Origin of the sequence: Burkholderia sp. 22PA0099 (assembly GCF_047497165.1) — a bacterium.
GTDB lineage: Bacteria > Pseudomonadota > Gammaproteobacteria > Burkholderiales > Burkholderiaceae > Burkholderia.
In genome coordinates this window covers 1,677,873-1,690,845 of record NZ_CP163165.1, presented here as the reverse complement: position 1 = coordinate 1,690,845, position 12,973 = coordinate 1,677,873, and the positions used below count along the sequence as shown (strand labels likewise).

Here is a 12,973-nt window from a genome sequence, read left to right as displayed (position 1 = left end):
CCACCGGTACCGACCCATAGTACTTGGGTGAATTCGGGCCGGTGAATCTCGGACTCGGCCTAAATAGTAGCAGGACAAATCCTAAACGCACACGGCTTGGCCTGCCCCCGGTGGCGATTGAGGCCTGCCTCGCCCTCGGCGGAATTTCGTACGGGTCCCATGCCATCTCGTACCCGGTCAGATTTCGCCGCGCCGCATCCCGTCCCACAATGATGCTCAGGGTGCCGACACAGCTTCACCGTGCACCGCAATCTGACCGCATTCGCGCGACGCCATGCCGGGTCTCGCCGCAAGCCACGCGCCGGAACTTCATCGATGAACAAACCCGCGACGACCCCTGCCCTCAGCGTGCTGCTCGCCTACGCGGCGCTGAACGAGAGCGATCAGACGTTTTTCCACTGCAAGCTCAACGAGTTCGTGTTCGCGTCGCCCTCCAGCAGGCGGGAGCTGATCTGCCGCTGGCAACACCTGCTGGCCGGCCAGGCCCCGGAAGCGAGCCCGGACGACTGACCCACGGCGCGCCATCCGGTTTCGGCCACGCGCCATGCGCGCGGTTTGCATGACGCAAACGGCCGAGGACGATCCACATGGCGTATCCACACGGGCAGCCGAACGCGCCCACCACGCGTTCGGAGCCGCCGGCTCCGGACCTCCTGCTGCTCAAGCGCTACCAGCGCGTGATGCTGTATGGCGGCGGCATCGTGCTGTCGCTGCTGATGATTGCCGCCTACGCGCTCGGTATCGAGGCCAGCGTGCACGACTATCTCGCGGGCCAACACAACGCGTTCCTGGTCAACCGCTCGCTGCTTCGCATGGAAATGGAAACCGAGCAGGCGCTGTTTTCGCGCACCGTGGCGGCCGCCGAGCTGCTTTGGAGCGAGCATCGCCGTGCCGGCAAGCATGAGCTTGCCGAGTTCGCCCAGTCGAAAGGCCGCCGGATCGTGCAAAAGCATCGCGACGCCACCGCGCAACTCGCGCTCGCCCAGCTCGACAGGCGCGACGCAGCGCCCGATCAGGATTCCTATGCTTACTATCTGGGCCTGACCGCCGAGATGGGCAACGTATTCGGCGCGGCCGAGCGGCAGGTGGGGCGGCCTGGAATCGGCATCTTCTACAACCCCGACCGCACCTTCGTGTCGATGGCGCCCGCGCGGCTCTCCGGTGACGTGCTCGGCACGCCCGGCCAGCACAGCGTGGCCGACGTGATCGAGCGCCTGGTGCCGCGGGCATCGACCTTCGAAGCGAATTCGATCGACGATGCCGTGTCCGGCGTGCTGCCCACTTACTGGTCCTCGCCGCTGCCGAACCCGTTTGGCGCAGGCCACGTGCTCCATCTGAGCCAGCCCGCGCACTACGAGGGCGAGGTGTTCGCGATCTTCGTGCGCCAGGTGTCGATCGAGCGCCTTCGCGCGATGCTGCGCCAGTCGCCCGCGCCGGGCGAATTCCTGGTGCTCGACCGACAGGGCGATGTCGTGTTGCATTCCGAGGGCGATCCGTCGCGCGCCGACACCGCGCTTGCCATCCGGGCGCTGAAGGTGGGCGCTGCGCGACCGCGCAAGCGCAATCGTGTCGCCGACGCTTATCGCGGTGGCGTGTTCTCGATCAGCGACCGCATCCCCGGCACGGACTGGACGCTCAATTACATCTGGTCGTGGCGCACCATGGCAGCGGCGCTCGCGCCCAAGGCCGCCGTCTGGACAGGCGGCGTCGCGAGCCTGCTGGCGCTGCTGTGGACCCTGCTGCTGGTGTTCAACCACAAGGTGTTCCGCCCCGTGTATCGCCGCTCGCAGCGCGTGTACGAAAGCGAGCACCTGAACCGGTCGATCCTCTCCACGGCGCCGGTCGGGATCGGCCTGATCTCGATCGCGCGCCGCGAGGTGATCTTCGAGAACGAGCCGATGCATGCGTACCGCCACGCCGCCCACGGCGGCGGCCGGCGCATCACGCAGCCCTTGCTCGATGCCTATCGTATGCATTGCGCCACCTTCGGCAGCGACAAAATCGTCGTGCCGCTGAATCTCGACCTCAGCGTGGTGACCGAAAACGGCACGACCCGCAACCTGCTCGCCAGCATCGTGACCGCGCGCGTGCACGGCGAAGACGCGATTCTCTGCATCCTGTCGGACATCACGGTACGCAAGCTCGCCGAGTACGCCGCCACCGAAGCACGGCGGCTGGCCGAGGAAGCGAACACCGCCAAGACCATGTTCGTGGCCGCCGTGAGCCACGAGTTGCGCACGCCGCTCAATGCGATGCTCGGGCATCTCGAACTGCTGCGCCGCCATTGGCCATCGCTCGACGACGCCGGGCGCCTCGCCGTGGTGGAAACGTCTGCCCAGCATCTGCTCGACGTCATCAGCGACATTCTCGACGTCTCGAAGATCGAATCGGGCCGGATGCAGCTCGAATCGATTGCGTTCAGCCCGGCGCGCCTGGTCCATCAGGTATCCCGACTGTTTGCGCCGCTCGCGGCGAGCAAGGGTATCGCGCTCGAGGTCGAGATCGGCGCCGCTGTCGATTCGGCATGCATGGGCGATGCCCTGAGGGTGAGGCAGATTCTCGTGAATCTCGTATCGAACGCGATCAAGTTCACCGAGCGCGGCCAGGTGCGAATTCGCGTGGACATGTCACACGGTGTGTCCGACACCGGCACCGTCCACCTCGTCGTGGAGGACACCGGTATCGGCATGACGCCGGAGCAGCAGGCGCGCATCTTCGATTCGTTCGCCCAGGCCGACGAGTCCATCTCGCGGCGGTTTGGCGGCACGGGGCTCGGCCTCACGCTGTGCCGCAAGCTCGCGGAGTTGATGGACGGCACGATCACGGTGTCGAGCGAGCCCTCGGCGGGAAGCCGCTTCATCGTGCAGTTGCCGCTTCCGGCCACGCTCGCCGCGCCGGTTGTCGACATCTGCACCGTCCCGCCGGACATACCGTTCGACGTGCACCCGCGACAGGTCGAGATCCGCGTGCTCGCGGTCGATGATCAGGAACTGAACCGCGCGCTCATCGCCGACCAGCTCGCCGAACTGGGCTACGACGCGGACGTGGTGAGCAACGCGCGCGACGCGATACGCGCATTCATCGAGCACGATTACGACGTGGTGCTGACCGATCTGAGCATGGCCGGCATGGACGGCTTCGCGCTGGCGCAGTGCCTCACCGACATCGACCCCCGGGTGCCGGTGATCGCCTATACCGCGAACACGTCGGATACCGATGCACATAACTGCCGCGAATGCGGGATGTCGGACGTGCTGCACAAGCCCGCGACGCTGGCCATGATCGACGCGGCGGTGCGACGCAACCTGCGTCTTCCGCAGACGATGCATGAGATGCCAGCCTTGAGCGACGGGGCACTCGGCGAACACCATTTCGAAGTGCTTTGGCGAACGACCCTCGAGAATTTCGATGACGCGCGTCGTGCGATCACAGCCGGCAACCCGGCACGGCTGCTCGATATCCTGCACGCCCTGCGAGGCGCCTGGGCGATGGCACGCGAGCCGGCCATCGCCGATGCGATCGGCGACATGGAAATGCGGTGTCGACAGCACGGGGTGGAGGGTGCCTTGGCGGCGCTCGACACCCTGTGGTCGAGCATTGACGCAGCCATCAGGTGTAGAGAAAGCGCGATGGCGCAACCTGTGCCAATCGCGGTCGATTCAAACTGACGGTAAAGCAGACTGTCGGCATTTCCGCGTTCGCGGCGGCTTGGGTATCACGCGGATGGCCAGATCTTTCCGCAAGTGACCGCGCGAAGATCGGTGGCCGCGCCCTGCACGGCTGTCCGGTGGCGAGCGTCACTGATAGTTGATCGTAAACGTCATCGAGGCATTGGCCTGACCGGCCGCCACCGTGCCGGTGGTGCGTGTATAGCGCGCCTGCAACGGAATCGCATACGCGCCGCCGCTGGTCGGCTGCGGCGTGATCCCGCTCGGCATCAGCGTGTTGAACGACACGGGCTTGCCGGCGCCGTTCGCGACCTGCACGCCGATGCCCGACGCCGACGGTTTCGACGGCGTGCCCGGGCTCAACGCCACGATCGCATTCGCCGGGTCGATCACCGGGGTGGCCGGCGCGAGCGAGAACCCGATCTGGTTCGGCGTGGTGAAGCCGCCCGGCATGAAGCCGGAGCCGCTATCGGTGTTGGTGGACGTGCCGGTGGCGCCGTAGAACGCGGGGCACGCCTGCAACTGAATCGCGAACGGCTTCCACGGCGTGGCGGCGTTGTTGCCGCTCAGTGCCTGCACCGTGTACTTGCCGAGATCGACGTTGACGTCGGGCGTGGTGCAGGTCTGCGCCACGATCCGGATCGAACCGGTGAACGACACGTGCAGCAGCTTCAGCGGCACGCTGCCGCCGTTCCAGGCGTTTTCCACGGTAGGCAGGCTGGTGCCGGAGATCACGCCCGGCGACACCGGCCCGGTCTTGATCAGCACGATGTTGAACGACGGCGTGACGAGCGACCAGTTGCAGGCCCCGTTGCCGTTATTGCAGTTGTTGAGCGTGTTGCTGGTGGGCGCCGCGTTATTGCTCCCCCAATAGATGGCCACGCCGATCCCGGCCACGCCCGTCTGATACACATGCCCCGCAAACGGGTTCTGGTTCCACGACGCGAGCGGCAACGGCGTGGCGGTCAGCGGCCAGGTCGAGGTGATCACGCCGCTCGGCACCACGCAGGTGAAGAACTGGGTTTGCGACGTGACGGTCTGGCGATAGAGGATCGTGCCGACCGGCACGTCGCGGCCCACCGTCAGCGCGCTGATGACCAGCGGCGACACCAGCGTGTAGGGGCGCGCGCCATACGGATTCTTGTCGTTGTAGGTGCACTCGGCATGCGCGGCGCCACACAGCAGCAGCATCAGCAGCGCGCCCAGCCCGAGCCGGCGGATCGTGTGAACGAGGAAGATCATCAGGTATCCCAATCGGTTGTCGGTCATCGCGTGGCGCTTGCGCCACCGTCATCGCGTCGTGCGGTGGCCGCGCCCGGCTCGCAGTCGGCATCGAGCCGCATCAGCGCCTGCGGCTTCGCGCCGGCCTGCGCCGGCAGCGTCAGCGGCAACGTGCATTGCTGATCGGGCGCCTCGCCCCACTTCACGCGCAGCGTGCCGGCCCGCGCGGCCAGCCGCGCATAGATGCGCCCGCCCTGCCCCACCATGCCCACGTGGCCGCCGCTCGCATCCACCACCTCCGCGCCGAACGGCGCGCGCTCGCCGCCGGCCAGATGCGCGTCGATCAGCACCGCCTGGCCGGTCACGGTCGGATACTTCAGCATCACCACCGCGCCCGAGCGCGGCGCCACCTGCTGGCTCGTCACCTTCAGCTCCACGTCGTCGGGAATGCCGTCCGGATCGAGCGCGACCTCGTTCTGCCGGTACGGCATCAGGAACGGCAGGATGCCGTAGCCGCGCGCGTCGAGCCGCAGCCCCGGATAGCCGAGGATCTTCGCGCCGGCCGCGGCCGGCGCCTGCACCACGGCCAGCGTCTCGCCGCTGTACGGCGAGAGCGTGATGCCGCCCGGGTGCGCGACGATCGAGCCCGACACGCCGAGCGAGCCGCTGTGGTAGCCACGGCCCGCGCCGGCGCTGCCCTGGAAGGTGGCTTGCGAGGCGCGGTACTGCGCCGTGACGGAGCCGCTGCCGCCCGCGCTCGCGGCCTGCGTGCCGGTCACGCCATACGAGAACTGGCTGTCGGCGCCGGCCACGCCGCTCAACGTCGCCTGCGTGGCGGTGCCGGTGCCCGGCGCGTTCGCGAGGTTCACGCTCAACTGCGGCGCCTGCGCCGACTTGCCGAGCGGCATCGCCAGATTCAGCATGAACTGGTTTTCCATGCCGCCATTGGCGTTGCGCACGCGGTTGCCGGTCAGAGAATAGGCGAGCCAGCGCCACTGGTTGCTGTAGCCGAGCTGGAATTGCAGGTCCCTCTGGTTGCGGTTCCAGTAGTTCTGCGTGAAGCCGGTCAGGAACAGTTGCCCCCACTTCTGGCCGAGGGTCTGGTTCACGGTGATCGAGAAGCGTGTCTTGGCGCGCCACACGCTGTCGCCGGGCAGGCCGCCGCGTACCGCGTCGCGCAATTGCGCCGCGCCGTTGAAATCGAGAAAACCCTGTGTCGAGAAGCGATAGGCGGCCACCGAGATATTGCTTTGCGTGCTGTCGAAATACTTGCTGTAGCCGAGCCGCAGGCTGGTGCCCTGCCATTGCGCCGCGCCGGTGTTGGTGCGCGCCCCGGTCAAATCCGCCGACAACGCACCGAACGGCGTGCCGAACGCGCCGCCGCCCAGCGCCGCCAGATAATCCTGGCTCGCCTGCACGCCGCCGTACGCGGTGAAGCTGTTGGTGAAGCCGTGCTGCACCGTGCCTTGCAGCAGCATCGGATGCGAACCGAGGCCGCGCTGGTCGAGCCGCCCTGCCGTCACGCTGAAGCGCGAGATGCCGGGGCGCAGCAGCAGCGGCACGGCGGCATACGGCACCAGGAACATGCGCTTGCGCCCGTCGGCCTCGGTCACCGTCACCTCCAGGTTGCCGCCGTAGCCGGTGGGATAGAGGTCGTCGATCACGAACGGGCCCGGCGCCACCGGCATGTCGTAGATCACGTTGCCGTTCTGCCGGATCGTCACGCGCGCATTGGTTTCCGCGATGCCGCGCACCACCGGTGCATAGCCCTGCAGCGAATCGGGCAGCATGCGGTCGTCGCTGGCCACCTGCACGCCGAGGAACGGCAGCGTGTCGAAGATCTCGCCGGTGGTGTTCGACTGGCCGAGCGTGAGGCGGCTCTTGATGCCGGGCAGGTCGTGCTGCACGTAGGTGTTCAGGCTGTCGTAACCGCTGCCGCTGCCCTGCTGCGTGCTCAGCGAGCCGTTGTGGCGGAAGTACCAGCCAGCCACGTTGAAGCCGGCGGTCAGGCTCAGGAACGACGAATCGCGCGGGCCGCCGGGGCCGTCGGTGCGATAGGCGTTGAAGCTGTAGGCGAGCGCCGCGGAGGTCACGCCCGGGTCCCACAGGTCCGGGCTCACGTAGCCGCGCGCGGTGTGGCGCAGCAGCGCCTGCGGGATGCTCGCGTCGAGCCGCAGCTCGCCCGGATCGAAACGGGCGGTCGAATCCGGCAGCAGTTCGGGCAGCGCCGCGCAGCGGTCGGTCGCGTTCAGCCGGGCAAGCTGCGCCGGTGAAAACGCCGAGGTATCCACGCTCATCTGCTCGAGCAGCGGCCGCGTCATGCAGAGCCGGCCACGGTTCGGATCGCTGCCGGGTGCAACCCGCAGATCGATGCGTCCGAGCGGGCGCGTGTTCAGAAACAGGTCGACGCGATACTGGCCCGGCAACACGGGATTGCCCGCCTCGTAACGCGACAGATCCACGCGCTTGCCGCCTTCCTTCGGCAGGAAGTCGGGGTTGAACTCGACGTTGGCGGGATCGACGTCCTGCGCATATTTCGCCGCGTCGGTTGCGCCCGCATCGAGATCGGCGGCGGCCGGCATCACGGCGTTTGCGGCGTTCGCGGCGGCGCTCCAGGCATTGCCCGAAGCCGCGAACGCCAGCAGCGCGGCCGCGTACAGCGGCGACAGCCAGGCTCGCGCGGGCATGCCGGGCGAATCGTCACGACGATGGTTCATGGAAAGCTCGTCAAGGGGCCGCGCCGCGCGGCGCGGAGCCCGTGGACGATGCGGCAGGTTCGAATCGGGGGGTGCGCTTACTTCGAAGCGGCGGGAAACGCGGTGGGCACGATCGCGCCGTAGTCGTTGACGGAATCGAAGCGGAGCACCGGCGGCCCGTCCGGCGCGCGCGGCAGATCCTTGAACGTGAAGGTGGCCGTGGAAAACGGCGTCACCATCCGGCTGTCGGACTCGTAGGTCTTGCCGCCCGACTTCACGCGCACGGTCACCACGCTGACGTCGTACGGCGTCGGGTTGGTGGCCTTCAGCACGGCGCCGCCGTGCCCGGCCGCGTCGCGCTCCCAGGCCCAGCCGAGTTGCGCCGGGGCGTCGTTGGCCTCGCCCTTCAGCCCAGCGGGGCGAAAGAAAATCTTGATGCGCGAGCGGAACGCGATCTGCAGCAATTGCTCCTGCTCCACGGCTTTCGGCGGCTTCGGCGGAATCTCCAGCACGTTGAGCCAGTAAACCGATTCGCGGTCCTGCGGCAGCGGATCGTGCGTGTAGAGCAGGCGCAGCGTCTGCCCCTTCGCCGGATCGATGCGGGTGACGGGCGGCATCAGCGTGAACGGCATGCCGCCCGCGTTCGGATCTTCGTTGACATCCCCGTGATCGATCCAGCTCTGCACCAGCGCCGGCACGGTGCCGTTGTTGTCAAGCTTGACGGTGACTTCGCGCGCGTCGGACGGATAGATCACGCGCGTGCCCGTGATCACCACGGTGGCCGATGCCGGTTCGAGCATCGCGAACGCGCAGCCCGCGACGGCCAGCATGCGGAGCAGACAGGGGATTCTCATGACGGGAACTCGATGAAGGCGGCGGCGGGCGCACGCCGCGCCCGCCGCTGCCGGCTTACTGGTAGTTGACCGAGAACGTGACCGAGCTGGTCACGGGGCCGGCGGTGGTCGCGCCCAGCGCGTAGTACTGCACGCCGTACGGCATCACGGCGGAGCCGCTGGCGTCGAGCGACACGCGCGTGGTGCCGGTCACCTGGTTGGTGTTGCCGGCCTGGATCACCGAGCCGTTCGACGCGTCGACCAGTTGCAGCTGGACGTTCTTCGCCGCACCCGCCGCGACCGACGTGTTCTTCAGGTTGCCGGTGGTCAGATCCACCGTCGGGCCGTTCTCGAAGAAGGTCGAGGCGGTCTTGGCCGGGCCCACGCATTGCGAGAGCTTCACGGTGAAGCCGGTCTGGCCGGTGGTCTGGCCGAGCGTCTGCAGCAGGCCGGTGGTGACCGTCGGCAGCGTGACCGTGGCGACGGCCGGCGTGACCACGCCGTTCACGTCGATCGTGCAGGTCTGGTCGACGAGCTGGCCGTTGAAGTTGATCGTGCCGTCGGCGGCCTGCGCGGCAGGCATGGCGACGATGGCGCCTGCGCCGAGGCTGAGGGCGAGCGCGAGTCGGCTGACGTTGTTCTTGTTCATCGTTGGTACTCCAGATAGTTATCGTGCGCAGCCCGGTGCCGGCCGCGAGGATGTGTGCGTCGCACTGCGTGATGCATTTACGCGACCTGGAGAAGTTTAGGGATGCACACTTTTCACATCCATTTGACCGGTACGAGATTCGTGGAGCGCGGGGTCGTACGGGTCCGATTTTTGGCGAGTCTTGAATTCGCTTGCCGATATCGGCGCCGGCCGCGCCGTCGAGACTTCGAGGCTTCGACCGGACGTAAAAAAGCCGGGCATGCAGCCCGGCCCGAAACCCGACGGATCGTTCGGCGATCGCGTCGCCCGATGCGCTTATTTGCCCGCGGCAGAAGCGGCGTTCGCGCCCACGGCCACCGGCTTGCCGTGCAGTTCGACGCTGTCGAACCACACGTCGTTCTGCGCGTGGCGCAGCACGTTGTTCGCTTCGTAGTACATATCCACGTCGAGCAGATCCTGCGCCTTGTCCACCTCGCCGACCGTGCGTTCGAGCGGCACCAGGCCGAGCGTGTAGGTCACGTCGATACCGGCCAGGCGCAGCGTATCCACGGCCTTCTGGCGCTGGCCCTGTTTCAGGTGCGCGTTGGCCGCCTTGATCGATGCGAGCTTGTCCGGCGTCTTCTCGAAGTCGTCGGCGACCGTCACGTCGCCCTCCACGGGCAGCCAGTAGATCGACTTGCCGGCTTCGTTGCTCGCGGCATGCTCGGGCGAAACCGGCTGCTTCAACTGCGATTCCGCGCGCAGGTAACCGGTGCCGTCGGTCTTGGCCTTCGCGAGCGATGCGCGCGCCTGCTTGACCAGATCCTTCGCGAGCGCGGGCTTGCCGTTGAAGATGGCCAGACGCGCCAGCACGATGTCGCGGTAGGCCTCGCTGCCCTGAGCGGACAGCCTGCGCACGTCGGCGGCGGCCGCAGACGCCGAGGCGGCCTTGGGCGCCACTGCTGCCGTGGGCTCCGCGGCAACGGCAGCGCTTGCATACGTCAGTGCCATCAGCACGACGGAAGTGAGATATCGAATCTTCATGTTTTCACCTGCTCGATGTGGCGCGCAGGCAGGCTGCCCCGGCGCCATCTTGCTTGATTTCATCCGGGCCGGGCCCGGAAGCGTCCCGGCCCGGCCGACTCGCGCGTCGACGGTGTGCGGCCCGAACGCCGTGCACGTCATGAGCGCGAGGAAATTCTACTGAGCAGGCTCGAATGCCCGATATAGGACGCGTCGGAAAATGCGGCGGCGTTTCTCGGACAGGCAGGAAGCAGGATCGGTCGAATACGACAGACGGTCACCACGGCCCGAACTGGTTGCTTCCGGCATCGGTTTGCGGTGACGACACCACGCTGCCCACGGCATGCACGTCATGACCTTCCGTCCGGCGGTCGATCACTTTCCAGAGACGCTCGAACGAGGTCGAGCGCCCACTAGTCGGCATTCAGCAAGCCCAGTATTTCCCGGCCGGTGCTCGCGATGTGACCAGCCAGAATCTTCTGGGCGCCTTTTATATTTTTACTACGGCACAGTGCCACGATCTCCCGGTGATCATCCTGGGAGTGGGATTTGTAGTCCGATCTGGCCCAGAGCAGACGCAGGTACGGTTCGAATGCGAGCCGCAGCTTCTCCAGCGCCGCCAGTGTGCGCGGCCGCTCCGCCTTCGCATAGAGCCGTGCGTGGAAGTCGACATTCAAGGCAAGTTGCTCGTCCATCGTGCGTGTCTTGTCCAGCTTGCGTACGATTTTCTCTACCGCCGACAAATCCTCCTCTTCCAGACGGGGAATTGCGCGTGCGACCAGCATCGTCTCAAGCGCAATGCGCAGCTCGACGATCTCTTCCACATCTGCCGGTGATAGCGACGCAACCACGGCGCCGCGTCGCGGCACGATTTCAACGATCCCCTCTTCCGCAAGCAGCCGGAAGGCCTCCCGCACGGTGACCTGACTGACCCCGAATTGCTTCGCGATCGCGTCCTGGCGCAGCGATTCCCCTTGCTTGAGCGCAGCTCGGAATATCGCTTCGCGCAAGGCATCGGCGACCACACCCGAGATCGGCTGTCGCTTTTCCTGAACCGATTGAGCGAGCGAAGTGAGTTGTTCCATAGGGTTTGTACGTAGCGAGAAATCGTGACGGCCCTATGTTGACACAAATTTTCGTCGGCGCTAGCCTAGCGATCATCGATTAACGATTATCGATAATTTACGGAGCCAACGATGACCCTCGATCTGACCAAATTCAAAGCTTTGACCTTCGACGTGTATGGGACCCTGATTGATTGGGAACCCTCGATCATCTCGATGTTCCAGAGCGTCGCGGACCAATACCACGTCGAACTCTCCCGCGAACAATTGTTGCTCGAGTTCGACCGTGCCCGTGCGCAACTGCAACGCGTCCGCCCCGCACTGCTCTATCCCGACGTGCTTCGTCGTGCTTACGGCGAGTTCTGCGAGCGTTACAACATCCCGACAAACGAAGCGGAGCGCGAGATGTTTGCCAACGCCGTCATGTTGTGGCCTGCATTCCAGGACGCAAAAGCGTCGCTGGCTTATCTGCACAAACACTTCAAGATCGGACTGCTGAGCAACATCGACAATCACTCGCTGTCGTTCTCGACGCGAAAACTCGATCTGAACGCCGACGTGATCGCCACCGCAGAAAGCGTCGCGGCCTACAAGCCCGATCATCACCACTTCAACGCCGCGTTCAAGGCCTTCGACGATCTTGGAATCGGCCGTGGCGAGATCCTGCACGTCGGCCAAAGCCTGCGCGCGGACGTCATCCCGGCCAACGACCTCGGCATCCACTGCGCCTGGATCAAGCGGCCTGGCCGGAGCCTGGGGTCACGTCAGGAAGACGCGAAGGGTGCGGCGCCCGACATGACCTTCGACACGCTCCAGGAACTCGCGGCGCATCATCGCGCCCAGCTTTCCATCTCCACTCACTAGGAGAGAGCCGCCATGAACTGTCGTCTCGCGCTTTCGATGTCATGGGCCCGTATGGCCGGCATTGCGTGTGTGCTTTCTGTCGTCGGGATCGCACCAGCCAGTGCGCAGACCGTGGATTCCGCCATGGCTCGCATCAAGGCACGCAATGAGGTGGTCATCGGCTACCGGCAATCGAGTATCCCTTTCTCGTACCTCGACGCCAATCAGAAACCCATCGGATACACGATCGATCTTTGCCTGAGCGTCGTGGATTCGCTCAAGCGACAACTGGGCCGCCCGGATCTGAAGGTGCGTTTCGTGCCGGTCGATCTGAGCACGATCATTCCTTTGCTGCAGAACGGCAGTGTCGATATGGAGTGCGGTTCGACGGTTCATACGCTGAAGCGGTCAGCCCAGGTTGATTTCTCGTTCGTCACAGCCGCGGCGGCCGACCAACTTCTGGTCAAGGCCAATTCGAAGATCAAGGAGTTCGAAGACCTCGCGGGGAAAGCGCTGGCGGTGCCGGCCGGCTCGACCAATGCAGCCCTTGCGCAGGCGATCAATGCCAAAAAGAAGTTGGGGATCCGCTTCGTCCTCGTCAAGGATCAGGCCGAGGGCTTCCTCACGGTCAGCACCGGACGCGCCGATGCTTATATGTCCGACAACGTGATCCTGTACGGATTGAAGAAGCGCGCGAATGGCGCGGATGCCTTTCGCATTACCGGCAGAGCGCTTTCCTATCTGCCCTACGGCATCGTCGTGGCGCCGAATAACTCGGCGCTGTTGAACAGCGTCAACGCGACGCTGGCCGGTGACTTCAAATCCGGACGAGCTGCCGATCTGTACACGAAATGGTTCTCCCAGATCGGCATGCCGCTCGACCCATCCGTGCAACGCATATTTCAGGTCGATGCGATCCCTGATTGATGAGCCGGCCCGCTAGCTCGGTATCCGAGAATCGTCGACTGGCCTGCGGTATCGGCCAGTCGACTACTCA

At 65.7% G+C, this 12,973-nt stretch carries 11 protein-coding genes; 4 read left to right on the top strand and 7 right to left on the bottom strand.

The features are described 5' to 3' along the window. The first annotated feature begins 315 nt into the window (after window positions 1–315). Together AB4851_RS23120 and AB4851_RS23115 are read left to right on the top strand one after the other, a co-directional pair. Entirely contained in the window at window positions 316–510 is a 195-nt protein-coding gene (locus AB4851_RS23120) for a hypothetical protein (protein ID WP_414442256.1), read from the top strand. Window positions 511–587: 77 nt separating this feature from the next. After that, window positions 588–3,668, top strand: a complete 3,081-nt coding sequence (locus tag AB4851_RS23115; protein ID WP_414451612.1) for an ATP-binding protein — start codon at window positions 588–590, stop codon at window positions 3,666–3,668. A 129-nt stretch (window positions 3,669–3,797) separates the two neighbouring features. Here AB4851_RS23115 and AB4851_RS23110 read toward each other — a convergent pair whose 3' ends face one another. The 7 genes from AB4851_RS23110 to AB4851_RS23080 form a co-directional block, all read right to left on the bottom strand. Then, window positions 3,798–4,910 carry a fimbrial protein gene (locus tag AB4851_RS23110; RefSeq protein ID WP_414451611.1) on the bottom strand — a complete coding sequence of 371 codons (1,113 nt, stop codon included), beginning with the start codon at window positions 4,908–4,910 and terminating at the stop codon, window positions 3,798–3,800. A gap of 23 nt (window positions 4,911–4,933) precedes the next feature. Further along, window positions 4,934–7,606 (bottom strand): fimbria/pilus outer membrane usher protein, encoded by a 2,673-nt coding sequence (locus AB4851_RS23105; protein ID WP_414451610.1) that lies wholly within the window; start codon window positions 7,604–7,606, stop codon window positions 4,934–4,936. A gap of 77 nt (window positions 7,607–7,683) precedes the next feature. Beyond that, entirely contained in the window at window positions 7,684–8,439 is a 756-nt protein-coding gene (locus AB4851_RS23100) for a fimbria/pilus periplasmic chaperone (RefSeq protein ID WP_414451609.1), read from the bottom strand. Between the two features lie 55 nt (window positions 8,440–8,494). Continuing rightward, the gene (locus AB4851_RS23095) at window positions 8,495–9,067 is read right to left on the bottom strand and encodes a fimbrial protein (protein ID WP_414451608.1); all 573 of its coding nucleotides are present in this window, start codon (window positions 9,065–9,067) and stop codon (window positions 8,495–8,497) included. 315 nt (window positions 9,068–9,382) lie between these two features. Next, window positions 9,383–10,090, bottom strand: coding sequence for a YfdX family protein (locus AB4851_RS23090; RefSeq protein ID WP_414451607.1), 708 nt, complete (start codon window positions 10,088–10,090; stop codon window positions 9,383–9,385). Window positions 10,091–10,346: 256 nt separating this feature from the next. Continuing rightward, window positions 10,347–10,493 (bottom strand): hypothetical protein, encoded by a 147-nt coding sequence (locus AB4851_RS23085; protein ID WP_414451606.1) that lies wholly within the window; start codon window positions 10,491–10,493, stop codon window positions 10,347–10,349. Further along, window positions 10,483–11,154: a GntR family transcriptional regulator gene (locus AB4851_RS23080; RefSeq protein ID WP_414451605.1), complete on the bottom strand. Its 672-nt coding sequence runs from the start codon at window positions 11,152–11,154 to the stop codon at window positions 10,483–10,485. Before AB4851_RS23080 ends, AB4851_RS23085 begins: the two co-directional genes overlap by 11 nt. 111 nt (window positions 11,155–11,265) lie before the next feature. Between AB4851_RS23080 and AB4851_RS23075 the strand changes: the two genes are divergently transcribed. Together AB4851_RS23075 and AB4851_RS23070 are read left to right on the top strand one after the other, a co-directional pair. After that, entirely contained in the window at window positions 11,266–11,997 is a 732-nt protein-coding gene (locus AB4851_RS23075; protein WP_414451604.1) for an HAD hydrolase-like protein, read from the top strand. A 12-nt stretch (window positions 11,998–12,009) separates the two neighbouring features. Continuing rightward, window positions 12,010–12,903 (top strand): amino acid ABC transporter substrate-binding protein, encoded by an 894-nt coding sequence (locus AB4851_RS23070; RefSeq protein WP_414451603.1) that lies wholly within the window; start codon window positions 12,010–12,012, stop codon window positions 12,901–12,903. The last annotated feature ends 70 nt before the right edge of the window (window positions 12,904–12,973 follow it).